A 25,584-nucleotide genomic window follows, 5' to 3' on the forward strand; every position below is an offset into this window, starting at 1 on the left:
CTTGGTTAAAGTAGGACTAACTTAAGCGACATGACGTCTGCAGCCCGTCTGGTCCGCCACCGCGGCGGGGTGCCCATCTATGCGTACCCAGCCGATCTGGACACACCTCCGGTGTCGGTGGTCCGGGCCGCAACCGAGGATCTGGGCGTGCGTGGTCGCCACATTCACGACTTCCCGGCGCTGTGGTACGCGCGCCCGATCGGGCTTGTATATGTCGTGGCACCAGGGGAAGTGATCGACCCCGCACAGGTGGGCCGCATAGACGGTGGCGTGGCCGTGTCCTTCGATCCGGCGGCGCTGGGCGGCGACGGGCGATCGCCATGGCCGGCGTGGCGGGCACACCCGCTGCTGTTCCCGTTCCTGCACGGACAATCCGGAGGCCTGCTGTGTTTGGACGTGCCGGCGGAACGGCAACCGGCATGGGACATGATGATCGCGTCGATCGAAACCGAGCTGGCCGCGCGACAAAACGGCTACCGGCAGGCGGCACTTGCCCATCTCACGCTGCTGCTTATCGACCTCGCACGTCTGGCTGGCGACGTGGTGGGGGATCTACGACGCAGCGGTGAGCCACTGTTGGCCGATGTGTTCGCGGTCATCGAGCGCCGCTACGCCGAGCCGCTGTCCCTGCGTGACGTGGCCCGCGAGATCGGGATGACACCCGGACACTTGACTACACTTGTGCGCCGTCGCACCGGTCGCACCGTGCAAGAGTGGATCATCCAGCGTCGCATGACCGAGGCCCGCAAATTGCTGGCCGAAACCGATCTCTCGGTCAGCGAAATTGCCAGGCGCATAGGGGTTTTCGACCCGGCTTATTTCAGCCGGCTGTTCCGACGCACCCACGCCACGTCGCCACGTAGTTGGAGGGGCGGATCTGCGCCGTTACTTCCCGGCTCAGACATGTGCTAGCATGCATGCATGCGGACTACGGTGGAGATTACTGACGAGCAGCATCGCGCGCTCAGTGCGATTGCCCAGCGCCGCGGAGTACGTGGCTTCTCGGTGCTCGTCCAGGAAGCGCTAGATGGTTACCTCGCGAGTCTGGGCACGGATGAGGTGGACATACTCTTGCGGCTCGAGGGTGCAATCACTGAGTCGGAGGCACAAGAGATCCGCTCTCGCATTGACGACGTGAGAGGTCGATGGCGAGCCTCGTAGTCGTTGACACCGACCTTGTCATCGACTTCCTCCGGGGCAAGGGACCTGGAGTGTCGCTGGTTCGTGAGCTGATCGTCAGCCATCGCCTGCGTCTCACCGCGATAACTGCGTTCGAACTGCGTGTCGGTACGGATTTTCTCGCACGCCGCGAGGAGATCCTTCGGCTCGTGCGTTCGCGGACGTTCCCGCTCGATCCGGCTAGTGCACTTCGCGCAGGCGAAGTGGCCGCGACACTACGAACCGCCGGTCAAGACATCGGCCTTGCCGATTGCTTGCAGGCGGGCATTTGCCTGAACTTCGACTTGCCCTTCGCAACGCGAAACAGCAAGCACTTCAACAGGGTAAAGGGCTTGCGGCTGCTTGACGTCGCTGCCGAGTAGGTGGTGCAGGAGCCGGCTACATCGGGTTGGCCCGCAAATAGCCGTAGATTCCGGCGAATCCGGCGTTGACATCCTCAGGGATGGGCACTGGACCGCCGAGAGCTCGTGCACCCCAGACGATCTGCGCTGTCCGCTCGACCAAGGCGGTGACGTGCAGCACGCGGTCGGGGCGCGGACCGACCGCGACCAGGCCATGGTTGGCGATCAGCGCGGCCGCCCGGCCTTCCAGCGCTTTGACCGCATTCTGGCCGACCTCGGGGGTGCCGGAGGCTGCATACTCCGTACAGCGGATGTCCCCGCCGCAATAGATCGCAAACTCGTCGATGCACGCCGGAATCGATTGGTGCGCAATGGCAAACATCGTAGCCCACACCGGATGACTGTGGATCACACTGCCGATGTCGTCGAAAGCTTTGTAGCAGGCGAGGTGCAACTTCATCTCCGTCGACGGGGAGCGTCCGTCGGCGGCTTGCAGCACACCGCCGTCGGGGTCGACCACCACCAGATCCGCGAGCGTCATCTCGGCATAGTCGACCGACGATGGCGTGATGACCAGGTTGCCGTCCTCGCGGCGGGCCGAGATGTTGCCTGCGGTGCCCTCGACCAGCCCGCGCCGCAGCATGTCCTTGGCAGCGGCCAGCACCGCGGCCTCAGGGTTATCGACGAATCTCATGAGGCCAGCACCTCCGGGTTGAGGATATGCGCAGGGTTACGGCCAGACAGCAGCGCTTCCAGGTCGTCGGCCACCATCTGCGCCTGTCGCGCCTCAGTGTTCCACGTCGCCCCGCCGATATGCGGAGTGAGCACCACATTCGACATGCCCGTCAGCGGATGGTCGACAGGCAGCCATTCGCCGGCAAAATGATCCAGACCCGCTGCGGCCACCTTGCCGTTGCGCAGCGCGTCGACGAGCGCGTCGATGTCGTGCAGCTGGGCCCGCGCAGTATTGAGGAACACCACGCGGTCACGCATGGCGGCGAACTGCTTGGCGCCGATCATCCCCACCGTGTCGTCGGTGACCGGCGCGTGCATCGAGACGATGTCGGCCTCGGCGAGCAACTCGTCGAGGCCGTGCTGCGCATCGTCGTTGTACGGGTCGCAGGCGATGACCCGCACCCCCAGTCCAGACAGCCGCCACTTCACCGCACGCCCCACCGCGCCCAAGCCGACCAAGCCGGCGGTCAAACCGGCGATTTCCCAGGCCCGGAACCGTTGATACGGAATCGTGCCGTCGCGGAACACTTGTCCGGCCCGCACGTCAGCATCGGCGGTCAGCACGTGGCGGGTGGCGGCGAAGAGCAGCGCCAGTGTCATCTCGGCCACCGCGTCGGCGTTGCGGGCAGGAGTGAACAGCACCGGGATACCGGCCGCGGTGGCGCCCGCTACGTCGACATTGTTGGGATCGCCGCGAGTGGAGGCAATGGCGCGCAGCCCTAGCTCGAACACCGGACCGCCGACCGAATCGCTTTCTACCACAACAACATCGGCTCCCACCGAGGAAATCCGCACGGCTAGCTGCTCGGCGGTGTAGATGCGCAGCGGCTTCTGGTCGATCCACGGGTCGTACACCACGTCGGCCAGCCGCCGCAGCTTCTCGAACCCGTCGCCGCGCAAAGGAGCCGTCACCAAAGCACGCGTCACGATTGCCAATGCTGGCGTACGGTGACGCCCGTGTCACGCAAAGACGTCACAATCGGCATCGACATCGGCACCACCGCTGTCAAAGCCGTGGCCGCCGACGCGGACGGCCGGGTAGTGGCCCGGACGCGTGTGCCGCATCAGCTGCGAGTGCCGGCACCCGACCGACTCGAACACGACGCCGACGAGGCGTGGCGGCGCGGTCCGCTGGAAGCGCTCGATCGATTGGGCCATTCCAGCGCCCGAGCGGTGGCCGTCTCCGCGATGGTGCCGTCGCTGACCGCCGTCGACTCCGGTGGCCGACCGATCACGCCCGGCCTGCTGTACGGCGACAGCCGGGGCCGCGTGGCAGCGGCGCCCGACGAACCCCTTCCGCCGGTTGGCGAAGCGGTTGAGTTCTTACGCTGGACCGCCGCCGAAGCGCCGGAGGCGGCCGGGTACTGGCCGGCGCCCGCGGTGGCCAACTACGCCTTGGCCGGCGAAGCGGTGGTCGATCACGCCACCGCCTACACCGCCCTTCCCCTGTTCGACGGCACCGGCTGGAGCACCGATGCGTGCGCCGACTGCGGCGCCACGGTGCACCAGATGCCCCGAGTGGCGATGACCGGCGCAGCCGTCGGCCAGGTGCGTAAAAGCAGCGCCGTGTTGGCGGTCGGTGCGATTGATGCGCTATGCGAGCAGATCGTGGCCGGGGCCGACGATGACGGCGACGTGCTCGTGCTGTGCGGCACGACGTTGATTGTGTGGACGACGGTCCCGGAATTTCGCCGGGTTCCGGGGTTGTGGACCATCCCGCACACAGCGGCGGGGAAGTACCAGATCGGGGGAGCGAGCAACGCCGGCGGCCTGTTCCTCGGCTGGGTGGATCGCCTTGTCGGACAAGGAGACCCATCGACCGTCGATCCGTGGCGGGTACCGGTGTGGTCGCCGTATGTGCGCGGAGAGCGCACCCCTTTTCATGATCCGGATCGTCGCGGCGTACTCGACGGCCTGGATCTGACCCACGACGCGGCGTCGCTGCGCCGGGCTGCCTACGAGGCCTCGGGGTTCGTTGTCCGCCAGATCCTCGAGCTCAGTGGAGTGCCCACTGGCCGCATCGTGGCGGCCGGCGGTGGCACCCGGGTCCAGCCGTGGCTGCAGGCGATCGCCGACGCCACCGCCCGGCCGGTGGAGGTGTCGGCGGTGGCCGAGGGCGCGGCGCTGGGCTCGGCGTTCCTCAGCCGGATGGCGGTGGGCCTGGAATCGTCGATAGCCGACGCCGCGCGGTGGGCCGCCACCGAGCGCATCGTCGAGCCGGACCCGGCCTGGGCCACCGCTATGCAACAGCGTTACGGCAGATTTCTGGAGCTGGCCGGGCGACCGTCTACGTCTAGCGCAGCTCCGCGCTGACGTAGCTCATTTCACCGAAGGCGGCCAGAACGTCTTCGGGGAATTCGAACCCGTTGCGCTCGTGGAGCTCTCGCGCGGGATAGGCGGTTACCTGCCAGCCGTGACTGGTCAGGTACTCCATGACGACGCTGCGTTCGCCGAGGTAGAACAGGTCGGACACGTCGAGGTCCAGGCCGAGGCGGTGCCACTGTTCCGTGAGACGCTGTGCCCGCTTGTCCGAGAAGGCGTTGCGCTCGGGAAAATGCTCGGTGGCCAGCCTGCTGCCGGGCGCGCTGAGCGTGGTGATGTGGTCGAAGAGCCGGTCCTGCGCCTCGGGCGGCAGATACGGCAGTAGCCCTTCGGCGCTCCACGCTGTCTGCTGGTTTACGTCAAAACCGCTCTGGCGCAACGCTGTTGGCCAGTCGTCACGCAGGTCGATGCCCACCACGCGCAGCTCGGCGGCCGGAGTGGCATCGAGATCGGCCAGGGTACGGGTCTTGAACTCGATGACACCCGGCTGGTCGATTTCGTAGACCACCGTGCCCGCCGGCCACGGCAGCCGGTAGGCTCTGGTGTCCAGGCCGGAGGCCAAGATCACCGCCTGCCGCAGGCCCGCTTCACCGGCGCTGACGAAGAAGTCGTCGAAAAACCTTGTCCTGACGGTAATTCGCTCAGTTCGGGTCTTCCGGTTCATCAACGGGTCATCGTCGACGTCGAGCTCGCCGTCGATCAACCGGACAAACGGCTCGAGACCCACCGCACGCACCAGCGGATCGGCCAGCGGATCGTCGAGCAGCGGATCAGGGCCCTGCGAAGCTATCGCGCGCGATGCCGCGACCATGGTGGCGGTAACTCCCACGCTCGAGGCCAGGTCCCAGGTGTCGTTATCAATGCGTGCCATCGAAAGACTCCTTACTGCATGGCATTCAGAACTCGGCGAAGACATATCTGATGTCGCCGAACGCGACCATCGTCTGGCCCTCCGGGAACTCGAAACCGTTGTCGGCATAGAGCTCCGGCGTATCCCGCACGGTTGTTCGCCAGCCCAAATTCGCCAGATACTCCACAACGTCGTTACGCTTGCCGTCGTACACCAAATCGGCCCAGTTGAGATTCAGTCCGAGCCGGCGCCAGCGCTCGCTGACCTCTCCGCCCCGTTTCGCGATGCGCTCGCGGATGTCCGGGACATAGCCCGTGCCGACGCGGCTGCCCCGAGCGCTGAGCGCGGTGATGTTGTCGAATAACCGGTCCTGCGCTTCCGGTGGCAAATACGCCAGTAATCCCTCAGCGCTCCAAGCTGTCGGTTGTATCGGGTCAAAGCCGCTGCGCAGCAAGGCATCGGGCCAATCATCACGCAGGTCGATGCCCACTGGTCTGCGGTCGGCGGCCGGGACCGCGCCTAAGCCGGCCAGCGTCCGGTTTTTGAATTCCATCACTTGGGGCTGATCGACCTCGTAGACCACAGTCCCGGGAGGCCACGGCAGTCGGTAAGCCCGCGTATCCAGCCCGGCGGCCACAATGACGGCTTGGCGCACACCCGCATCGGCGGCGTCCGTGAAGAACTTGTCGAAAAACCTTGTGCGTACCGCCATCCCCTCGGCCAACCGCCGCGGCGTGAAGGCGGGATCATCGTCTGCCAGCTCGATCTCGCCGTTCATCATCCGGATGAAGGCGTCCACGCCGACCGCGTTCACAAGCGGCTCGGCGAAGGGATCGTCGATCAACGCGTTGGGGCCCTTGGATGCCAGCGCCCGCCGGGCGGCCACGGCGGTAGCGGTGGCGCCCACGCTGGACGCCAGATCCCAGCTGTCGTTGTCATGCCGTTTGGTATGTGCCATCCGCTGAGGCCTATCTGAGGGTCGCGGTAACGGCGATGACATTGCGGAACGAGGCCAGCGCATCGTCGTCGTAGTCGGGAAACTCGCGGCCATAGGCTGCGAACAACTCCTGACGAGTACGGGTTGTGACCTGCCAGCCCCGAGCGCTCAGATAGTCGACCACAGGGCTTCGGTCGCCGACATACACCAGGTCCGACATGTTGACGCCGAAGCCCAGATTGCGCCAGCGGTCGGTGGCGGCCTGCTCGCGTTCGGCCGCAGCCGCGCCGCTATCGGGGTGATATTCGGTCGCGAGTTGGCTGCCCGGCACGCTGAGCGCGGTGATGTTGTCGAACAACCGGTCCTGGGCTTCCGGCGGCAAGTACATCAGCAAACCCTCGGCACTCCAGGCCGTCGGTCGGTTGGCGTCGAAACCAGCGGCGCGCAACGCGGATGGCCAGTCCTCCCGCAGATCGACGCTGACCGTCCGCCGCTCCGCCGTCGGGACGGCGCCCAGCGCCGACATAGTGGCGGTTTTGAACTCGATGACCTTCGGCTGGTCCACTTCGTACACAATGCTGCCGGGTGGCCATGCCAGCCGATATGGACGCGAGTCGAGCCCCGCGGCCAGGATCACCGATTGGCGAACACCAGCGTTTGCGGCGTTGAGGAAGAATTCGTCGAAGAACCGGGTGCGCACTGCCATCGAATCGGTCTCGCGCGCCATGTCCCCCCCGGCGCCGTCGGCCATTTCCTCCGGGGTGATCTCGTGGTCGACCATGCGGGTGAAAAAGTCGACACCGACCGCCCGCACCAGCGGCGCGGCGAACGGGTCGTTGATGATCGGATTGGTTTCCTCGGTGGCCAGCGCCCGCGCGGCGGCGACCATCGTCGCCGTCGCGCCCACGCTGGAGGCGAGATCCCAACTGTCGCGGTCGGTGCGTGCCATATGCCCTCCTCTGCCCCTGTCTCAGCGCTGTGTCAGCTCACCGCTGAGGTAAACCATTTCCGGAAACGTGAACTCCTCGGCGTCGATAGCAGGCAGTCCCTGCTCGTCCAGCAGCTCCGCGGTGCTGCAGACGGTGATTTTCCAGCCCCTGCTCGCAAGGTAGTCGGCCACGTCGGTCCGTTCGCCCAGGTACATCAGCTCCGTCATATCCAGCTCGAAGCCAAGGCCATGCCACCAGCCGGACTGGTTCTGCATGCGCTGCTGTAATTTGTCCTCGTCGAGTTCCTTGACGTTGGGCAGCCAGTGGGTGGCGAAGCGGCTGCCCGGGACGCTCAGTACGGTGACCTGGTCGAGCAACTTCTCCCGCACGTCGGCGGGTAGATAGCCCAACAGTCCCTCGGCGATCCAGGCGGCCGGCTGTGTCGGGTCGAAGCCGGCCTGCTTGAGCGCGGTGGCCCAATCACTGCGCAAGTCGACCGCCACGGTGCGGCGATCCGCCGTCGGCTGCGCGCCCAGCCCGGCCAATGTCGTCGTCTTGAACTCGATCACCTGCGGCTGGTCGACTTCGAACACGGTGGTTGCGGGGGGCCACGGCAGCCGGTAGGCGCGCGAATCCAGGCCGGATGCCAAGATGACAGCCTGCCGGATGCCGGCGCGCGCGGCGTGGCTGAAGAAGTCGTCGAAGTATTTGGTGCGCACCGCCATCCAGTCGGTCATCGCCCGCATGCTCCGTGCCGCCTCGTCGTTGACATCACTGGGTTCCAGCTCACCGCTGGCTAGTTTGGTGCAGAAGTCGATACCTACTGCGCGGACCAGCGGTTCGGCGAGCGGATCGTCGATTATGGCGTTCGGCGCTCTGCTGGCGATTGCCCGAGCGGTGGCCGCCAAGGTGGCGGTGGCTCCCACGCTGGAGGCCAGATCCCACGTATCGCCGTCGAAGCGTGCATTGCCCATGCGCGTCCTCCATAACCTATGGCGTTTGCGACTGTTGCAAGCCTAATACTTAGCCAGGTTAATTACCCGAGTGAAACTGTACGCCCGTTCCCTGACTGCAGCCACGCGGGTCAACAGGGCGGTCCACCAGGCTGCCGGCAACCGTTACCGGCGCTGTTACTCTCGTAGACTGTTTGACGCGCGACTCCGCACGTCGGGACCTGCGGGTGCTCGGCGTGTGACGCAGACTTAACCCAATGCTGGCCCGACCAGCCCGTCGGCATGCCGTGACCAGAGCCCGGCTGCGCAGGAGGAAGAGTGCTTTCGGCTTTCATCTCGTCGCTGCGAACAGTCGACCTGCGCCGGAAAATCCTGTTCACCCTCGGCATCGTCGTCCTCTACCGGGTGGGTGCGTCCATCCCCTCACCCGGCATCAACTACCCGAATGTGCAAAAGTGCATCGCGCAGGTCAGCGGCGGTGAGGCCGCGCAGATCTACTCGCTGATCAACCTGTTCTCCGGCGGCGCGCTACTCCAGCTGACCGTGTTCGCGGTCGGCGTGATGCCCTACATCACCGCCAGCATCATCGTGCAGTTGCTCACCGTGGTGATCCCGCGCTTTGAAGAACTGCGCAAGGAAGGCCAGGCCGGCCAGGCCAAGATGACCCAATACACCCGCTACCTGGCGATAGCGCTGGCCATCCTGCAGGCCACCAGCATCGTGGCGCTGGCGGCCAACGGCGGCCTGCTGCAGGGCTGCAGCCTAGACATCATGGCCGACCAGAGCATCTTCACCCTGGTGGTGATCGTCCTGGTCATGACCGCAGGCGCCGGGCTGGTGATGTGGATGGGCGAGCTGATCACCGAGCGCGGTATCGGCAACGGCATGTCGCTGCTGATCTTCGTCGGCATCGCCGCCCGTATCCCCGCAGAGGGCAAGTCCATCCTGGACAGCCGGGGCGGGGTGATTTTCGCCGCGGTGTGCGTGGCGGCGCTGATCATCATCGTCGGCGTCGTGTTCGTCGAGCAGGGCCAGCGCCGCATCCCGGTGCAATACGCCAAGCGGATGGTGGGCCGACGCATGTACGGCGGCACGTCGACGTATCTGCCGCTGAAGGTCAACCAGGCCGGCGTCATCCCGGTCATCTTCGCCTCGTCGCTGATCTACATCCCGCACCTGATCACGCAGCTCGTCCGCAGCGGCGCCGGCGGAGTGGGCAACACGTGGTGGGACAAGTTCGTCGGCAACTATCTATCCAATCCCGCCGATCCGGTCTACATCGCTATCTACTTCGGGCTGATCATCTTTTTCACGTACTTCTACGTGTCGATCACGTTCAACCCCGACGAGCGTGCCGACGAGATGAAGAAGTTCGGCGGGTTCATCCCCGGTATTCGGCCGGGCCGGCCGACCGCGGACTACCTGCGCTTCGTGCTGAGCCGGATCACTTTGCCCGGCTCGATCTACCTGGGCGTGATCTCAGTGCTGCCCAACCTTTTCCTGCAGATCGGCAATACCGGGACGGTGCAGAATTTGCCGTTCGGCGGTACCGCGGTTTTGATCATGATCGGTGTCGGTTTGGATACGGTCAAACAGATCGAAAGCCAGCTGATGCAGCGCAACTATGAAGGGTTCTTGAAGTGAGAGTTGTTTTGCTGGGACCGCCGGGGGCCGGCAAGGGCACGCAGGCTGTCAAGCTGGCCGACAAACTGGGTGTACCGCAGATCTCCACCGGCGAGCTGTTTCGGCAAAACATCGACCACGGCACCGAGCTGGGTATGGCGGCCAAGCGCTACCTCGACGCCGGTGACCTGGTGCCCTCCGAAGTGACGAACAAGCTGGTCGACCAGCGGCTCGACGAGCCCGACGCGGCCGCCGGTTTCATCCTCGACGGCTACCCGCGGTCGCTGGACCAGGCCAAGGCCCTGCACGACATGCTCGAACGTCGAGGAACCCAACTCGATGCGGTGCTGGAGTTCCGGGTACCGGAGGAAGTACTGCTCGAACGGCTCAAAGGCCGCGGCCGCGACGACGACAACGACGACGTCATCCTCAACCGGATGAAGGTGTACCGCGATCAAACCGCGCCGCTGCTGGAGTACTACCAACAAGAGCACGAGCTGAAGACGGTCGACGCCGTCGGCACCGTCGACGAAGTGTTCACCCGCGCGCTGCAGGCGCTAGGAAAGTAACGATGATCGCCCTGGCGGGGCTGCGCAGTCGCAAGGTCGTGCCACAGCGCAGCGCCGGCGAGCTGGACGCGATGGCCGCTGCCGGAGCCGTGGTGGCCGCCGCACTGCGGGCGGTCCAAGCGGCCGCGGCGCCCGGAGCGTCGACCCTGAGCCTGGACAGCATCGCCGAAGCGGTGATCCGCGACGCCGGCGCCACACCGTCGTTTCTCGGCTACCACGGATATCCAGCGTCGATCTGCGCGTCCGTCAATGACCGTGTGGTGCACGGGATTCCCTCCGCGGCCGAGGTCTTGTCGCCGGGTGACCTGGTGTCCATCGACTGCGGCGCAGTCCTCGACGGCTGGCACGGTGACGCGGCGGTGACGTTCGGCGTCGGCACGCTGAATCCGGCCGACGAAGCGCTGTCGGCGGCGACCAAGGAATCGTTGGAAGCCGGCATCGCTGCAATGCGGCCCGGCAACCGGTTGACGGACGTATCGCATGCCATCGAAACCGGTACCCACTCCGCCGAGGCTCGCTATGGCTGCACCTTCGGCATCGTCGAGGGCTATGGCGGGCACGGCATCGGCCGGCAAATGCACATGGACCCCTTCCTGCCCAACGAAGGAGCTCCCGGCCGGGGCCCGCTACTGGGCCCCGGCTCGGTGCTGGCGATCGAACCGATGCTGACTCTGGGAACCAGAAAAACGCTGGTACTCGACGACCAGTGGACGGTCACTACCGCCGACGGATCGCGTGCGGCACACTGGGAGCACACCGTGGCGGTGACCGAGGACGAGCCGCGCATCTTGACTCTCGGCTAACCGTGGCTGGTGTGCCGGTATGAACCGGACGGGCGCTGAATTCGTGTCACCTCCAGGAGGTGCAAGTGCCTACTGTCGCCAGCCCGGCGGCTCCCGAAGCCGCCTTGATGAAGGCGCTCTACGACGAGCACGCCGCGGCCTTATGGCGATACGCATTGAGGCTGATAGGCGATCGGACCCGCGCCGAAGACGTCGTGCAGGAGACGCTGCTGCGCGCCTGGCAGCATCCTGAGGTCGTCGGCGACACCGAGCGGTCGGCACGGGCCTGGCTGTTCACCGTCGCCCGCAACCTGATCATCGACGAAAGCCGCAGCGCACGGGCCCGCTCGGAAGTCCATTCGCTGGACAAGGCGCCCGAGCCGGCCGGACCGGACGAGGTCAACGCGGCGCTCGACCGGCTGCTGATCGCCGATGCCTACGCCCAGCTCTCCGCCGAACACCGCGCGGTGATCTGCCGGTCCTACTACGGGGGATGGACCACCGCGCAAATCGCCGCCGATCTCGGGATCGCCGAAGGCACCGTGAAGTCGCGCCTGCACTACGCTGTGCGGGCCCTGCGACTGACCTTGCAAGAGATGGGGGTGACCAGATGATTGCGCGACATCCAATCCGCGCAGCGGTCGGCTCCGAATACCAGACGCAGCACAAGATGGGGGTTACACGATGAAGACGCTATGGGGTCCGAGCCCGCCCGGTGACGGCGCCCGGCCCGGCGACCAAGCTCCCGGCGACCACGAGTACGCGATGTGGGACGCCGCCTATGTGCTGGGCTCACTGTCACCGTCCGACCGGCGGGAATTCGAGGCGCACATGGATGCCTGCCCGTCATGCCGTAGCGCCGTCGCCGAACTCAGCGGGATGCCGGCGTTGCTCTCGCAGCTGGACCGCGACGAGTTGGCGGCCATCGACGAGGCCGACCGCACCGGCGATGCGCCTGCGCTGCCCGCCGAGATGCTGCCGACACTGCTGGCGAAGGTCGGTTGGCGACGGCGCCGCTCCCGCGTGATGACCTGGGCGGCCAGCGCCGCCGCAGCTGTGGTGCTGGCGATCGGTGTGTTCGTCGGCGTTGCGGGCCATTTCTCGACATCCGCGCCCACGCCGCCGCAGGCGAGCACGTCGGGAATGCCGATGGCGCAAGTCGGAACCAAAAACCTGGCATCGACGATCTCGGTGTCGGGCGAGCAATGGGGAACCTTCATCGCGATGAAATGCGTGTGCCTGGCTCCGGTTAACGCACACCACGACACATTGGCAATGGTGGTGGTACGCCGCGACGGCAGCCGCAGCCAGCTGGCAACCTGGGTGGCAGAGCCAGGTCATACAGCGACACCAGCCGGCAGCATCGCGACGCCGGTAAACCAAATCGCTTCCGTACAAGTGGTTTTGGCCGACACCGGTCACGTGCTGCTGGAGCGCGCGCTGTGAGCTGGATTAGCAGCGCGTCATCCAGCGGTGGAACCGGCCGTCGGGGTCGTAGGTCGAGCGCACTTCGTCCAGGCGCGCCATGTTGGGCTCGGTGATGAACCGCGCCGGGCGTCGGCAGAGGTTCTCGTCGGCGAGCGAGATGCCCGTCGCCAAGTGCGACATCGCGGCCATGTTGGATGCGGCCCAGTCGCGGTAGCGGTCGTCGTCGGCCGGATCTTTCCAGATCGTGTAGAGCGCCAAGTAGATTTCGTCTTCCAGGCCGTACACCATGTCCGCGCGAGCCGAAGACGTTTTCCAGCCTGTGAAGATGAAGTGCGACGGATGTGGCGGCATCGTCTCGATGATTGCGCGGATGCCGGGCAGCAGCTCTTCGGCCGACGCCGACGTGAACATGTTGTCGGCGATATAGCGGTGCCCCTTGGGATAATTCGTCATCACCGCGGTGTACCAGTTGGCCAACGTGGTCGGCGCATAGGGAAGGCTGACGATCGCTTTGTCGGCGACCGGACAAGTGCGTAGTGGTGCAAGGGCTTTGACAGCCTCCTCTTCGGACCCGGCGAAAACCGGTGAGGCGATCGTGATTCCAGGCTGGTCTAGGCCCGCCCCGGGGAAGCTGCGCGCGGTGTGGATCTGCAGTTCGACGCCCTTGTCGACCTCCGTAGCGATCGAGCGTCCCCAGGTGAACACTTCGTCGGCGACGTCGATCGGGTACATGTACAGGCAGGTGCCCCACACCGGCGGGCGCAGGTGAACCCGTAACGTGAACGCCGTGACCACGCCGAAGAAGCCGGGCCCGCAGCCGCGCGCGGCCCAATACAAATCCGGGTGGTTGTCGGCGTCGCAGTACAGCAGTTCGCCGTCGGCGGTGACGACCTGCAGCCCCAGCACGCTCTCACACGCCGGGCCGAGCATCGGGCTGTTCCAGCCGTAGCCGCCCTGCAACAGGTAGCCGCCCATGCAAATGCCTTCGCAATGGCCCGCGGGAAAGAACAGGCCCTGCGAATCCAGCTCGGTCGCAAAGACGCTGGCGACTTTTCCTGGCCCGACGTCCGCGGTCATCTGGTCGGCGTCGACGCTGCAGTGGTCCAGCCGGCTGACATCGAGCAGCATGCCTTCGTCACGAAGGTGGCTGGCCGACCAATTGTGCCCGCCCGAACGCACACCGACCTGGTGGTCGTGGTCGCGCGCGTATCGGATCGCTGCGACGACGTCGTCGGCGTCGCGCGCTTGGACGATCACGTCCGGAAAACGCTCTGGCACAATGCCGTTCCACACCGTTTGCCGCCGGGCGAGTTCGTAGCCTGCTGCACCGCGGAAGAAGGTCTTTTCGGCGGGCAGGCAAGTCATTGAGTTACCCCGATGTTCATTCGATGACGTGTGGTTGACAGATAGGCCGCGATATCGCGGGCCAGTGGCGTGGCGGCACGGCGGATCGCGCGCAGTGGACCGTTGGGTGGAATCCCGTATCCGATCGCGAACATGCCCTCGCCGAGGTGCGACGCGAAGCCGCCGCGCGGGTTGCCGCGCTCGTCCAGCACACCGAGATGGCCGACCAAGCCGTCGAGATCCGGCCGGAACCCGGTGGCGGCGATAATCGCCTGTGGCGCTACCGAACTGCCGTCGGCGAGAATCACCTGCCGAGATTCGACAGCCTGCACGGCCGCGACCACTTGCACGCGTCCCGCGCGCACCGTGCCGATGAGCTCGTCAGCCAGGGTGGGGATGCGGCCTCGCAGTTCGACCGTCGCCTTCAACCCGAGCGGCGGCCGGTGAAACCCATAGTCCGACAGGTCTCCCCACATGAGACGATTGACGCGATCGATCAGCGGGTCAACCTTGCGTGCAGGCACACGCGCGAAGACCTCGAGGAAGATATCCGACGGGATTCCTCCGATGGCGCGCCGCACCAGATGCGGCGGTGTGCGAACAGCGAGCCAGACCTTGCGCGCGCCGTCGTAGGCCAAGTGCACCGCGATGTCGGCGGCCGAATTGCCGGCGCCGACTACCAGGACGTCGCGTCCCCGATAAGGCCACGCGTTGCAGAACTCGCCGGAGTGAACCAGCTGGCCGTTGTACTGGCCAAGACCCGGCCAGCTAGGGATCGTGGGCGTGCGGTAGTTGCCGGTGGCTAAGACGATCACAGCTGCTTCGATCTCTCCCGCCGAGGTGTCGAGTCGCCAGCCCTGCGCCGCACGCTCGACACGGTTCACCTCACAGCCGAGCTGAAGGCGGATGTGCTGCGTGCGCACGTAGCGGTCGAAATAGCGGACCATGTCCTCTTTGGTGGGCCAGCGGCCCGCCGTCACCGGAATCCGTTGTCCGGGCAGATGCGACAAGAAACCGCTTGTATTGAGCCGAAAGTCGTCGTAGCGGGTGCGCCAGGCAATCGCAGGCGTTGAAGCCCTTTCGAGGACAAGCGTCTTGATCTGGTGGCGATGCTCGAGCTGGCGCGTAACAGCCAGCCCAGACGGCCCCGCCCCGATGACAACGACGGTGGTCATCATCGGCACGACTCCTTACCGCTGCTTTCCCAGTAATACGGTGCAGAGCTGCGTGCGGTTCACCGCAACTCGCGATATCCGCCGTGAACTGAAACCAGCTCTTAGTCGTGTAACCCGTATGCCAGGCAAGCAACGAGTGGTTGACCACATCGTCGAGTGCCTCGCGGCAACCGGGGTCGACTACATCTTTGGTGTCGACGGGGCCAACATCGAAGATCTTTACGACGCCGCATACTTCCGGTCGGATATCACCGCGGTGCTGGCCAAGCATGAGTTTTCCGCTGCGACCATGGCTGATGGGTACAGCCGCAGTGGGCCGAGATTGGGAGTGGTGGCGGCGACGTCGGGTGGGGGAGCGCTGAATCTGGTGCCCGGGTTGGGGGAATCGCTGACCAGTCGGGTACCGGTGTTGGCGTTGGTGGGCCAACCGGCGACGACGATGGACGGTCGCGGCAGTTTTCAGGACACCAGCGGCCGCAACGGGTCCCTCGATGCCGTGGCGCTGTTTTCCGCAGTGTCAGTTTTCTGCCACCGGGTGCGCAAGCCTGCCGACATTTTCACCGCCTTACCCGCCGCCCTCGCCGCAGCGCGAACTGGCGGGCCAGCAGTATTGTTGTTGCCCAAGGACATCCAGCAATCCACCGTCAGCATTAACGGCTACGCTGCATATGGTCGTGAGCCGCAGCGCGCTATCGGTGATCCCCATCCGATAGCGCGCGCGCTGCGTCAGGTGACCGGACCGATCACGATCATCGCCGGAGAGCAGGTGGCTCGCGATGATGCCCGCTCCGAGCTGGAGTGGCTGCGCGCAATTCTGCGCGCGCGAGTGGCGTGCGTGCCCGACGCCAAAGATGTCGCCGGCACACCCGGATTGGGCTCCTCGTCGACGCTCGGGTTGACGGGTGTGATGGGCCACCCCGGCGTTGCCGAGGCGGTCGCAAAAAGTGCGTTGTGCTTGGTGGTGGGTACGCGGCTGTCGGTGACCGCCCGCACCGGTCTCGACGACGCGCTGGCAGCTGCGCGTGTGGTATCGATCGGGTCGGCGCCCCCGTACCTTCCGTGCACTCACGTGCACACCGAGGACTTGCGGGCGTCGCTGCGTATGCTGACCGCTGCCCTATCCGGTCGAGGGCGGCCGACGGGTGTGCGGGTGCCGGATGCGGTGGTGCACACCGAGCTGACACCGCCGGCGTTCGACGGTCCAGGCGTGCGCTACCGCGACGCCATGGCGTCGCTCGACGCGGTGTTGCCCGACGGCGTGGACGTCGTCGTCGACGCCGGCAACACCGGGGCGGCGGCGATCCACCACCTGCCGGTGCGACGCGCGGGCCGGTTCCTGGTCGCGCTCGGCATGGGTGGCATGGGCTACAGCTTCGGCGCCGGGATCGGGATGGCCTTCGGCCGTGCCAAGGGGCGGTCGCCGGGGCGCCGGGTCGTGGTGGTCGCGGGCGACGGAGCATTCTTCATGCACGGCATGGAAGTCCACACGGCTGTGCAGTACCGATTGCCGATCACGTTCGTGCTGTTCAACAACAACGCCCACGCCATGTGCGTGACCCGAGAACAGCTGTTTTACGGCGACCGGTACAGCTACAACCGGTTTGCGCCCAGCCGGTTGGGGGCCGGCCTGGCGGCGATGTTCCCCGGACTGCCGTCGGTCGACGTCCGCGACGCAGACGGATTGGCGGCGGCGATGCACACTGCGCTCGACATCGACGGGCCGTCGGTGGTCAGCGTGGAATGCGCAGCAGACGAAATCCCGCCGTTCGCAGCATTTCTCAGCGCTCCGTCAACCAGACACGCTGTCAACCAAGAAAGCCCGACCACAAAGGAGAACCGCGCCGATGTCGCTGCCAGCGCTTGACGATATCTACACCCACACCGGCAGCACCGAGCCGATCGAGGGAGTGGTCCGTATCGAGAACTCGCCACTGGAGGCGACCGCGCCGAAATTCCTGGCGAAGATGCGTTCGGTGTACCCGCACGACGAAATCTTCGGCCGGTACTGCACGGTCAACGACTACGTCGACTGCCCGCCCGACGAGCTGTTCGGCTACATGGCCGACACCCGCAGCCTCGAGGAGTGGACTTATACCCTCCGCGGCTTCACGCCCACCGACGAGGCGGGCCTGTGGCTGGCCTACGACCGGCTGCTGCCGGACACCAAGATCTATACCCGAACGCATGCCAACACCGAAGCCCGCACTGTCGACTACTACTGCGCGTGGGACCAGGGCAAGCACCTCTGGATGATCTATCTGATGCGCGTCCTCGACGCGCAAGTGGTGCTCAACACGCCGGGTTCGGTTGTGCTGTGGACCAATTGCCGTCACCCTTTCTACGACCGCAACCCATATCCAGAGGCTGCTCCGCCACACCGAACCGGCTGGGTCGGCGACTTCTGGGACATCTTCGGCCCCGGACACGCGTTGGAGCTGAACAACCTCAAGACAATCGCGGAGTTCCGCCACCGCAACGGCCTGCCGATAACACCGGCATGGATGAGATGAGGGCATCGTGAGCCAACCCCGCGCCGCAAGTCTTATCGACGTCTCCACCTATTTGCCGGGTGAGCCGATAGGCGCCGATTACTACGCGCAGTTCGCCGGATCCGACGAATTGCGCGACAACCTGATGTTCCGCGCGCCCAAGTTCCGCCACCACGTCGGCCCGGACGAGACCGCAATCGACATGATCGAGCACGCCGCGCAGAAGCTGGTCCAACGCCACGGAGAGGATCTCATCGCCGACGTCGACGTGTTGATCACCCACACCCAGCTACCGGACATGCCGTTCTATGGTGCGGGTGGCGGCATCGCGCACCGGCTGGGCATGCGCCCGTCCTGGGTGTTGGATCTGCACAACGGGGGGTGCGCTGCATTCGTGTTGGGGCTCAAGGTTGCTCGTCAACTGCTGGCTGCGGGCGAAGGACGGACCGCGCTGATCGCGATAGCGCAAAACGCTGCCGGGCAGGTCTTCGACCAGCCCGGTGTGCGAGGCATGGCGCAGGCGTCGGTTCCCGGTGACGGCGCCGCGGTCGGATTGGTCACGCTATCGGACCAATCGCCGATCCTCGATGTCGAGTGCCGCACTTATGGTGAGTACTCCGGTGACATGACGTACATCACGGACCCACCCCGCAAATGGTGGCAACCCGGCCCGGGGGAGGGCTGCATCGGGTTCACTGAAAGCAAGATCACCAAAGTGCTGGCCCGCGGCAACCGCGAGGTCCCCGAGGTCGCTTTAGCGGTTTGCGATCGAATCGGCTTGGCGTCCAAGAATGTTGACCTGCTCGTCACCAACCAGCCCAATAGGGTGTTCCTGCGCAATTGGCGCGAGGCACTCGAGATACCAGAATCGAGACACGTCGATACCTTTGATGAGTGCGGCAACTTGTTCGCCGCTGGTATCCCGGTCAACCTGGATCGCGCCATCTCCGACGGCCAGGTCAAAGCCGGCGATCTGGTGCTGATGGCCGCCTTCGCCCACGCCGGTGACTTCGCCGGTGCGGCGGCATTGCGCTGGGGCGGACGCGGCTGATGACCATGGCCGCGCAGAGGGACTCGATCACCGCCGAGATCCTCGGCGCACTGCCACAGGCGGTCGATCCTTTTGCCTTGTCGCTCAACGAGAATCCGTTTCCGCCGCTGCGGGCCGTGCGCAAAGCGTTGATCAAGTCGATCGACGCCGCCAACCGCTACCCGGAGTTCCTGCCTCAGCGGCTGCGTCGTCTGATCGCCGACCACATCGGGCTGCCCGAGGAACAGGTGGTGCTCGGCGCCGGCGCGACGGGCGTGGTGATGCACGTGCTGCAGGCGCTGACTTATCTGGGTGACACGATGGTCATGGCGTCACCGACATTCGACGGTTATCCCATCATCGCTTCGATCGCGCGGCTGATCCCCGTGACGGTTCCGCTCGACGAGCACGGTCACCACAACCTCGATGCGCTGGCCGACGCTGCCGCCGCGGCCCGGGTGGTCGTGTTGTGCCGCCCGCACAACCCGACCGGCACTATGGAGTCCGCCGTGGAGGTGATGCGGTTTCTGCAGCAGATACCGCGCGACACCATCGTCGTGCTCGACGAGGCGTATGTCGAATTCGCTGCGGCCGAACAGCGGATCAACGCTGCCGCGTTGGTGGCCCGCTTCCCCAATGTTGTGGTGGTGCGGACGTTTTCCAAGGCGTACGGGCTGGCCGGACTGCGGATCGGGTATGGAATCGGGTCGCCGGAGTTGACCAGGGCGCTGTGGACCAAGCAGTTGCCGTTCGGCATAGCCAGCACCGCGCTGCTCGCCGTCGCGGCGTCCTATGCCGCCGAAAGCGAACTGCTGAAGCGAGTTCGGCTGATCACCGCCGAACGACGCTACCTTCAAAAGCAGCTGAGCGCGATGGGGATCTACAGCACTGACGCGCATGCGAACTTCGTGTACCTACCGTCGAGGGGTCGGCCGTGGCGCGAGGTACTGGCCGACAGCGGGTTGCAGGTCCGGTACTACTCGGATGGCGGCGCGCGGATCACTGTCGGCAGCCGCACGTCCAGCCTGGCGGTGTTGTCGGTGATGGAAAAGAAAGTGAGAGAAGCGACGCGGCGTTAGTGCGGGTGCCGCGATGGTAGCGTTCGACGTGCCTGGCGGGCCAGCTGCGAAACAGAATGCGGTAAGTCCGGTCGTTCTGAAGCGATATCACGCAGTGCGCGATAGGACCGCCAGGCCTGGCGCGGAGAAGGAATGATCGGCAGACGTGCGAGCTCCCAATGAATGCCGTTGATCGGATCGTCGAAGAACACGGCGTAATAGCCGGGCGTGTAGTGCGGGTACTCCGTCGGCTCATTGGTCACGCGTATTCCCTTCGGCACCAAGAAATCTCGATAGAAACTGTCCACTTCGTGTCGGCTGCGGGCCCACAGGGCGATGTGGTTGATACCCACCGCTTGGTCGGCGTGGGTGAGCTTCGATCCTGAGCGGGCAGGCTGGATGCCGATGTAGCTATGCGGAGCGGGGAACCGAGCCATGTAATAGGTCGAGCGGTACTCGATGTCCAGCGTCGAAAAGCTCATATACCCGAGCCACCCGAACATCCCATCGTAGAACTCGAGCGAATCGTCGTAGTTCAATACCGCGAATTCGACGTGATGAACACCGCGCCAGCGCATTGCTACCTCCGTCAGTCCGTGAAATCGCGCGACTGGGTCGAGTGCATTGTCCCGGGTCGCGGGAATCGGGGGCCGAAGTGCGGTAAGAAAGGGCGTGGCCGCCAACGAACCCGACAAGCGATCCGACACCCGCGACCCGATTGCGCAAGCCAGGGCCAACTGGGAGCGCGCCGGATGGGGCGATGTCGCGCAGGGCATGGTCGCGGTGACGTCGGTGATGCGCGCCCACCAGATCCTGCTGGCCCGGGTGGAAAATGCGTTGCGGCCCTACGACCTGAGCTTCTCCCGCTTCGAGTTGCTGCGCCTGCTGGCATTCAGCCGCACGGGTGCGCTGCCGATCACCAAAGCGTCGGACCGCTTGCAGGTCCACGTCACCAGCGTCACCCACGCGATCCGCCTGCTGGAAGCCAACGGGCTGGTGCAGCGGATACCGCACCCAACCGACGGTCGTACCACGCTGGTACAGATCACCGAGCTGGGCCGCTCGACAGTCGAGGACGCCACCGTCACCCTCAACCAGCAGGTGTTCGCAGACATCGGGATGTCCGATGGCGAATCGCAGGCGCTGGTGTCGGCGATCGAAACATTGCGGCGGGGCGCCGGTGACTTCTGAGCGCTAATCCAAAGTCGGGGGCAGTGGAATTGTTGCCGTCACCGCCGTGCCGGTGCCGGGGCGTGAACGGATGTTGAGCCGGCCGCCGACCAGCTCGGCGCGCTCGGCCATCGACAGCACACCGTAGCCACCCATCTCGTCGCCGCCCAACGGGTTCTCGAAGGTGTCGAAACCTATTCCGTTGTCGACGATTTCGAGCCGCGCGACATCGTCGTCGACGACGAAGCGCAGCCGTGTCCTGGTGGCGTCGGCGTGTTTGACGACGTTTTGCAGACCTTCCTGCGCGATGCGGTACAGCGCCAGCTCGATGTGCTCCGGCAGCCGCGCATCGGAGAGGTCGAGCTCCAGATCCAGCTGCGGCATCGAGCGCGCCAGGCTGGCCAGCCCGCCCGCCAAACCGAGGTCGTCCAGAACGGGTGGGCGCAACCCGCCGATCGCGGCGCGCGCTTCCTGCAGCGTCAGTTGGGCGAGTTCGCGGGCCTCGTCGAGATGGTGAGAGGCTTCGGCCGGGTCGTCGTGGCCGATGGCCCGCGCGGCGGCGTCAAGCCGGTACGACAGTGTGATCAGCCGCTGCGAGATGCCGTCGTGAATGTCGCCGGCCAGTCGTCGCCGTTCGATTTCCTGCGCCTCGATCACCTGCTCGACGAACAACTCGTGTGCGCGTTCCCGAGCCACGAGCTGCCGGTGCAGTCGGGCCTGGTGCAATGCGCCGGCGATCAACCGGCCGATGACCCGCAGCAGCTCGACGTCATCGTCGGTGAATTCCCGTCGCTCCACGGTGTGTACGTTGAGCACCCCGACCAAGCCCCCGGGGTCGGTTTCCATCGGCACCGACACCATCGACGTGAAATCCCGTCCGCGCAGCGACTGGATCGGCAAGTACCGTGGATCGGCTTCCTTGTCGTGGGTGATCACCACCGGCTCGCGATGGCTGGCTACCCACCCGGAAATTCCGGACCCCAGCGGCAACCGGATCTTCCCCACCTGGCCGTCGAACGGCGGCGTCGCGCCGGCCAACGTCAGTGAGCGGTCGGTGTCGTCGAGGACATGCACGAAACAGACGTCGGTTCCGGTGGCCGCGGTGATCATCCGCGCAGCCGCGGCTGCCAGCGGTTCGACGCCGGGCCCGCTGGAAGCTGCCTGAATGAGTTCGCGCAGCAGGGCCAGCTCGCGGTCTGCGCCGACGACATCGCGCACCGCATTCGACGGACGGGTGCGGCCGGTCATTGGTAGATCCCTTCCCGCAGCGCGGTAGCCACCGCGCCCGTGCGGTCGCTGACGCCAAGCTTGCGGTAGATCGAGCGCAGATGGCTTTTGACCGTCTCCTCGCCGATGACGAGCTTGTTGGCAATGCCGCGGTTGGACAGCCCGGTCACCATGTAAGACAGGATCTCGCTTTCGCGCTGGGTCAGGCCTTGGCGCGCGCCGGGCCAGAACTCGTCACGCTGCATCCGCGCGGCGGTGTCCGCCGCGCGGGCCGCCATTCCCGGGTCGATCACAGTTTCCCCGTTGTGCACCGACTCGAGTTGGCGCACCAGTTCGTCGCTGCTGATGCTCTTCAACAGATAGCCGCGCGCGCCCACCCGCAACGCCTGGAACAGATACTGCTCGTCGTCGTACACCGACAGCATGACCACCTTGCGGTTCGGGTCGCGTTCGCGCAGCTCACGGCACAGGTCCAGGCCGCTGGAACCTTGCATGCGGACATCGCACAACACGATGTCTGGCTGCAGGCTGTCGATGACGCTGATGGCGCGTTCGGCGCCCACCGCGTGACCGACCACCTGCACGCGGTCCTTGAACGCGGCGAGCATTGCTTTGAGGCCCTCGATGACCATTTCGTGGTCGTCGACAAGCACCAGCCGAACAGGTTTGGTGGCCTGACCCGTGTCCAAAGCCGCCATGGCATCACCATAGAGCCGCCCGCGGGACGACGAGTCAAGATCGCCACCCGGAATCCCCCTAATGGGGGAAGCTCCGCCAGCGGCGCGCGACCAGGCTATTGGTGTGACCATGCCGGCGGATACCCTTCGACGGCGGACGTTCTGGTGGGATCGGGCCCGTCCTGTCGATGCTGACGTTGCACCTTTGCGTGCGGTGATCTTCGACGCGGACGCCGCGCTGGCTGACGTCGGACGCGACGGCGATCTGGTGCCGCGCGCCGGTCTTATCGACTTGGTCATGAATTTGTTCGTCGCCGGCATCTGGGTCGGTGTGGTCAGTGCCCGCGAGCGGACCTGGGCGGAAACCCTGGTGCGTCAACTGGTTGGTGAAGGATTGGTCGCGACCATCGTGACCGCTGACGACCTGGACGGAGCCGACAGCGATGTCGAGCTGTACCGCCTGGCGTTGTGGGAGTTCGGAATAACGCCGCAGAGCGCACTTGCCGTCGAGGGCTCAGCGCGTGGGTTGCGGGCGGCCACCGCCGCCGGCCTGCCCGCTCTGCTCGTCACGTCTGACGCTGACAGCGAATTCAGTCGCGCGGCTGCCGTACGGTCGGGCTACGACGGCGCCGACCCGCTGCTGGCCGCGGGCTGCCGAGAGGTGCACCGGCGATGGTGGATCGCCCGGAAGCGCTTACTCAGCTGCGGCGCAGCATCTCGATGATCGCGCTGAAGTCTTTGTCGGCGTGGTCGACCGCGAACTTGGCGTAGATGTCGGCGGCGTGGCTGCCCAGCGGCGCCGCTGCACCGGTCGAGGCCACCGCGTCCATCGCCAGGCTCAAGTCCTTGTTCATCAGCGCGGTGGCGAAACCCGGCTCGAAGTCGTTGTTGGCAGGCGACGTCGGAACCAGGCCGGGTACCGGGCAGTTGGTGTGCACCGCCCAGCAGTTGCCGGTCGCACCGGTGATGACGTCGAACAGCGACTCCGCTGACAGCCCGAGCTTTTCGGCCAGCACGAAGGCTTCGCCGATCACGATCTGATGGACGGCAAGCACCATGTTGTTGCACAACTTCGCGGCCTGGCCCGCGCCGGCGGCACCGCAGTGAATGACCTTGCCGGCCATGGGTTCTAGCACCGGTCTTGCCCGTTCCAGCGCCGATTCGTCACCACCGACCATGAACGCCAGCGTCCCGGCGACCGCGCCCCGGACCCCACCGGAGACCGGCGCGTCGAGCTGGGCGAAGCCGTGCGACTCTGCCAGCGCATGTACCTCGCGGGCGTCGTTGACCGAGATGGTCGAGCTGTCGATGAACAGCGCGCCGCGCTGCGCAGCAGGCAGAATCTCGGCGTAGCAGCGCTTGACCACGTCGCCGTTGGGCAGCATGGTGATCACCACGTCGGCATCGGCCGCGGCGTCAGGTGCGGAATCGAACACAGCGACACCGTTTTTGGTGGCGGCTGCCGCCGCGGTGGACAGCGGGTCGAAGCCACTGACGAAATAGCCGGCGGCAACCAGGTTGGTCGACATCGGGCCGCCCATGTGGCCCAGCCCAAGGAAAGCGACCCTGGAAATATCAGTCATCGCCGTGGCCTTCCTATGCGGTGGCGCGGACACGCGCGGCTTCTGCTCGGCCGATGACCACCCGCATGATTTCGTTGGTTCCCTCCAGGATGCGGTGCACGCGCAGGTCGCGGACGATCTTCTCCAGACCGTACTCCCGCAGGTAACCGTAGCCGCCATGCAGCTGCAACGCTTTGTCGGCCACGTCGAAGCACGCGTCGGTAACATAGCGTTTGGCCATCGCGCACAGTTCGACCTTGTCGGCGGCGTCGGCGTCCAGTGCGCTTGCCGCCCGCCACAACAGCATTCGCGAGGTCTCCAGCGCGGTGGCCATGTCAGCCAACGTGAACCGGATGGTGGGCTCGTCGATCAGCGTGTTGCCAAACGCCTGCCGTTGCAGCAGGTACGACGCTGCCTTGTCGAAGGCGGCCTGGGCACCGCCGAGCGAGCATGCGGCGATGTTGAGGCGCCCACCGTTGAGCCCCTGCATCGCGATCGAGAAGCCGGCGCCTTCGCCGTCGGCGCCGCCCAGCATCGCATCGGCGGGCACCCGCACTCCGTCCAGCACCACTTGGGCCGTGGGCTGCGCATTCCAGCCCATCTTTTCCTCGTGGGCACCGAAACTCAGCCCGGCAGTGCCCTTTTCGACGATGAAGGCCGAAATCCCGCGCGGTCCCTCCCCGCCGGTACGCGCCATCACCACGTACACATCCGACGCGCCGGCACCGGAAATGAACTGCTTGACACCGTCGAGCACATAGTCGCCACCGTCCTTGACGGCGCGGGTGCTGAGCGCGCTGGCATCCGAACCGGCGCCCGGCTCGGTCAAACAGTAGCTGGCGATGACGTCCATCGACGCCAACCGCGGCAACCAGATTTTGCGTTGCTCCTCGGTGCCGAAGGTGTCGATCATCCACGCGCACATGTTGTGGATCGACAAGAACGCGGCCGTCGTGGGGTCGCCGGTGGCCAACTGCTCGAAGATCCGCACCCCGTCGAGCCGGCGCAGCCCGCTGCCGCCAACGTCCTCGCGGCAGTAGATCGCCGCCATGCCGAGCGCGGCCGCCTCACGCAGCACGTCGACCGGGAAGTGGTTGGTTGCGTCCCACTCCAGCGCATACGGGGCGAGGCGTTTCTCGGCGAACGCGGCCGCCGTCTCGGTGATCACCCGCTCGTCGTCGTCGAGACCGAAGAATTCCATCGT

The 25,584-nt window shown here is 65.7% G+C and carries 27 protein-coding genes; 14 read left to right on the forward strand and 13 right to left on the reverse strand.

What is annotated here, in order from left to right; all coding sequences use genetic code 11:
- Positions 1 to 30: 30 nt before the first annotated feature.
- The gene (locus G6N15_RS12770) at positions 31 to 912 is read left to right on the forward strand and encodes a helix-turn-helix transcriptional regulator (RefSeq protein WP_083088269.1); all 882 of its coding nucleotides are present in this window, start codon (positions 31 to 33) and stop codon (positions 910 to 912) included.
- Positions 913 to 1,145: 233 nt separating this feature from the next.
- The gene (locus tag G6N15_RS12775; RefSeq protein ID WP_083088267.1) at positions 1,146 to 1,541 is read left to right on the forward strand and encodes a type II toxin-antitoxin system VapC family toxin; all 396 of its coding nucleotides are present in this window, start codon (positions 1,146 to 1,148) and stop codon (positions 1,539 to 1,541) included.
- 16 nt (positions 1,542 to 1,557) lie between these two features.
- Here G6N15_RS12775 and G6N15_RS12780 read toward each other — a convergent pair whose 3' ends face one another.
- On the reverse strand, positions 1,558 to 2,214 hold the full coding sequence (locus G6N15_RS12780; protein ID WP_083088266.1) for an L-fuculose-phosphate aldolase: 657 nt from the start codon (positions 2,212 to 2,214) through the stop codon (positions 1,558 to 1,560).
- Positions 2,211 to 3,191, reverse strand: a complete 981-nt coding sequence (locus G6N15_RS12785; RefSeq protein WP_139797869.1) for an NAD(P)-dependent oxidoreductase — start codon at positions 3,189 to 3,191, stop codon at positions 2,211 to 2,213. Before G6N15_RS12785 ends, G6N15_RS12780 begins: the two co-directional genes overlap by 4 nt.
- Positions 3,192 to 3,212: 21 nt before the next feature.
- Here G6N15_RS12785 and G6N15_RS12790 point away from each other — a divergent pair, with 21 nt between their 5' ends.
- On the forward strand, positions 3,213 to 4,568 hold the full coding sequence (locus G6N15_RS12790; RefSeq protein ID WP_083088281.1) for a xylulokinase: 1,356 nt from the start codon (positions 3,213 to 3,215) through the stop codon (positions 4,566 to 4,568).
- Here G6N15_RS12790 and G6N15_RS12795 read toward each other — a convergent pair.
- Genes G6N15_RS12795 through G6N15_RS12810 form a run of 4 tightly spaced genes read right to left on the reverse strand, consistent with a single transcriptional unit; the run spans position 4,549 to position 8,267 of the window.
- Positions 4,549 to 5,448 carry a class I SAM-dependent methyltransferase gene (locus G6N15_RS12795; protein ID WP_083088264.1) on the reverse strand — a complete coding sequence of 300 codons (900 nt, stop codon included), beginning with the start codon at positions 5,446 to 5,448 and terminating at the stop codon, positions 4,549 to 4,551. The two genes, G6N15_RS12790 and G6N15_RS12795, sit on opposite strands and share 20 nt — an antisense overlap.
- A gap of 25 nt (positions 5,449 to 5,473) precedes the next feature.
- Positions 5,474 to 6,385, reverse strand: a complete 912-nt coding sequence (locus G6N15_RS12800; protein ID WP_083088263.1) for a class I SAM-dependent methyltransferase — start codon at positions 6,383 to 6,385, stop codon at positions 5,474 to 5,476.
- 10 nt (positions 6,386 to 6,395) lie between these two features.
- Positions 6,396 to 7,313, reverse strand: coding sequence for a class I SAM-dependent methyltransferase (locus G6N15_RS12805; RefSeq protein WP_083088262.1), 918 nt, complete (start codon positions 7,311 to 7,313; stop codon positions 6,396 to 6,398).
- 21 nt (positions 7,314 to 7,334) lie between these two features.
- A complete protein-coding gene (locus G6N15_RS12810) occupies positions 7,335 to 8,267 on the reverse strand; it encodes an SAM-dependent methyltransferase (protein ID WP_083088261.1) in 933 nt (310 codons plus the stop codon).
- Between the two features lie 297 nt (positions 8,268 to 8,564).
- Here G6N15_RS12810 and secY point away from each other — a divergent pair, with 297 nt between their 5' ends.
- From secY to G6N15_RS12835, 5 genes are all read left to right on the forward strand, one after another.
- On the forward strand, positions 8,565 to 9,890 hold the full coding sequence (gene secY, locus G6N15_RS12815) for a preprotein translocase subunit SecY (RefSeq protein ID WP_083088260.1): 1,326 nt from the start codon (positions 8,565 to 8,567) through the stop codon (positions 9,888 to 9,890).
- Complete coding sequence (locus G6N15_RS12820; RefSeq protein ID WP_083088259.1) at positions 9,887 to 10,438, forward strand: adenylate kinase; 552 nt, start codon at positions 9,887 to 9,889, stop codon at positions 10,436 to 10,438. Before secY ends, G6N15_RS12820 begins: the two co-directional genes overlap by 4 nt.
- Positions 10,439 to 10,440: 2 nt before the next feature.
- The gene (map, locus tag G6N15_RS12825; protein ID WP_083088258.1) at positions 10,441 to 11,241 is read left to right on the forward strand and encodes a type I methionyl aminopeptidase; all 801 of its coding nucleotides are present in this window, start codon (positions 10,441 to 10,443) and stop codon (positions 11,239 to 11,241) included.
- Positions 11,242 to 11,306: 65 nt separating this feature from the next.
- On the forward strand, positions 11,307 to 11,834 hold the full coding sequence (locus tag G6N15_RS12830; protein ID WP_264019282.1) for a sigma-70 family RNA polymerase sigma factor: 528 nt from the start codon (positions 11,307 to 11,309) through the stop codon (positions 11,832 to 11,834).
- Between the two features lie 70 nt (positions 11,835 to 11,904).
- Entirely contained in the window at positions 11,905 to 12,666 is a 762-nt protein-coding gene (locus G6N15_RS12835) for an anti-sigma factor family protein (RefSeq protein WP_083088256.1), read from the forward strand.
- Positions 12,667 to 12,672: 6 nt separating this feature from the next.
- Here G6N15_RS12835 and G6N15_RS12840 read toward each other — a convergent pair whose 3' ends face one another.
- Both G6N15_RS12840 and G6N15_RS12845 read right to left on the reverse strand, forming a co-directional pair.
- Complete coding sequence (locus tag G6N15_RS12840; RefSeq protein WP_083088255.1) at positions 12,673 to 14,013, reverse strand: FAD-binding oxidoreductase; 1,341 nt, start codon at positions 14,011 to 14,013, stop codon at positions 12,673 to 12,675.
- Complete coding sequence (locus G6N15_RS12845; protein ID WP_232070220.1) at positions 14,010 to 15,170, reverse strand: flavin-containing monooxygenase; 1,161 nt, start codon at positions 15,168 to 15,170, stop codon at positions 14,010 to 14,012. Before G6N15_RS12845 ends, G6N15_RS12840 begins: the two co-directional genes overlap by 4 nt.
- A 115-nt stretch (positions 15,171 to 15,285) precedes the next feature.
- Here G6N15_RS12845 and G6N15_RS12850 point away from each other — a divergent pair, with 115 nt between their 5' ends.
- The 4 genes from G6N15_RS12850 to G6N15_RS12865 are packed head-to-tail and all read left to right on the forward strand — an operon-like array spanning position 15,286 to position 19,765.
- Positions 15,286 to 17,031: a thiamine pyrophosphate-binding protein gene (locus G6N15_RS12850; protein WP_083088254.1), complete on the forward strand. Its 1,746-nt coding sequence runs from the start codon at positions 15,286 to 15,288 to the stop codon at positions 17,029 to 17,031.
- Positions 17,012 to 17,677 (forward strand): SRPBCC family protein, encoded by a 666-nt coding sequence (locus G6N15_RS12855; RefSeq protein WP_083088253.1) that lies wholly within the window; start codon positions 17,012 to 17,014, stop codon positions 17,675 to 17,677. The genes G6N15_RS12850 and G6N15_RS12855 overlap by 20 nt, the downstream gene beginning before the upstream one ends.
- Positions 17,678 to 17,684: 7 nt before the next feature.
- Entirely contained in the window at positions 17,685 to 18,707 is a 1,023-nt protein-coding gene (locus G6N15_RS12860) for a 3-oxoacyl-ACP synthase III family protein (protein WP_083088252.1), read from the forward strand.
- A 5-nt stretch (positions 18,708 to 18,712) separates the two neighbouring features.
- A complete protein-coding gene (locus tag G6N15_RS12865; protein ID WP_083088279.1) occupies positions 18,713 to 19,765 on the forward strand; it encodes a pyridoxal phosphate-dependent aminotransferase in 1,053 nt (350 codons plus the stop codon).
- Here G6N15_RS12865 and G6N15_RS12870 read toward each other — a convergent pair.
- A complete protein-coding gene (locus G6N15_RS12870; RefSeq protein WP_083088251.1) occupies positions 19,762 to 20,322 on the reverse strand; it encodes a VOC family protein in 561 nt (186 codons plus the stop codon). The genes G6N15_RS12865 and G6N15_RS12870 overlap by 4 nt on opposite strands.
- Positions 20,323 to 20,416: 94 nt before the next feature.
- Between G6N15_RS12870 and G6N15_RS12875 the strand changes: the two genes are divergently transcribed.
- Complete coding sequence (locus G6N15_RS12875) at positions 20,417 to 20,935, forward strand: MarR family transcriptional regulator (RefSeq protein ID WP_083088250.1); 519 nt, start codon at positions 20,417 to 20,419, stop codon at positions 20,933 to 20,935.
- Positions 20,936 to 20,938: 3 nt separating this feature from the next.
- Here G6N15_RS12875 and G6N15_RS12880 read toward each other — a convergent pair whose 3' ends face one another.
- Both G6N15_RS12880 and G6N15_RS12885 read right to left on the reverse strand, forming a co-directional pair.
- Entirely contained in the window at positions 20,939 to 22,162 is a 1,224-nt protein-coding gene (locus tag G6N15_RS12880) for a GAF domain-containing sensor histidine kinase (protein WP_083088249.1), read from the reverse strand.
- Entirely contained in the window at positions 22,159 to 22,839 is a 681-nt protein-coding gene (locus tag G6N15_RS12885; protein ID WP_083088248.1) for a response regulator, read from the reverse strand. The genes G6N15_RS12880 and G6N15_RS12885 overlap by 4 nt, the downstream gene beginning before the upstream one ends.
- 109 nt (positions 22,840 to 22,948) lie before the next feature.
- Here G6N15_RS12885 and G6N15_RS12890 point away from each other — a divergent pair, with 109 nt between their 5' ends.
- Complete coding sequence (locus G6N15_RS12890) at positions 22,949 to 23,542, forward strand: HAD family hydrolase (RefSeq protein ID WP_083088278.1); 594 nt, start codon at positions 22,949 to 22,951, stop codon at positions 23,540 to 23,542.
- Here G6N15_RS12890 and mmsB read toward each other — a convergent pair.
- Together mmsB and G6N15_RS12900 are read right to left on the reverse strand one after the other, a co-directional pair.
- Positions 23,517 to 24,392: a 3-hydroxyisobutyrate dehydrogenase gene (gene mmsB / locus G6N15_RS12895; protein ID WP_139797870.1), complete on the reverse strand. Its 876-nt coding sequence runs from the start codon at positions 24,390 to 24,392 to the stop codon at positions 23,517 to 23,519. The two genes, G6N15_RS12890 and mmsB, sit on opposite strands and share 26 nt — an antisense overlap.
- Before the next feature lie 22 nt (positions 24,393 to 24,414).
- Positions 24,415 to 25,581 carry an acyl-CoA dehydrogenase family protein gene (locus G6N15_RS12900; protein WP_083088246.1) on the reverse strand — a complete coding sequence of 389 codons (1,167 nt, stop codon included), beginning with the start codon at positions 25,579 to 25,581 and terminating at the stop codon, positions 24,415 to 24,417.
- Between the last annotated feature and the right edge of the window lie 3 nt (positions 25,582 to 25,584).

It is taken from the genome of Mycobacterium noviomagense (genome assembly GCF_010731635.1).
GTDB classification, from domain to species: Bacteria; Actinomycetota; Actinomycetes; order Mycobacteriales; family Mycobacteriaceae; genus Mycobacterium; species Mycobacterium noviomagense.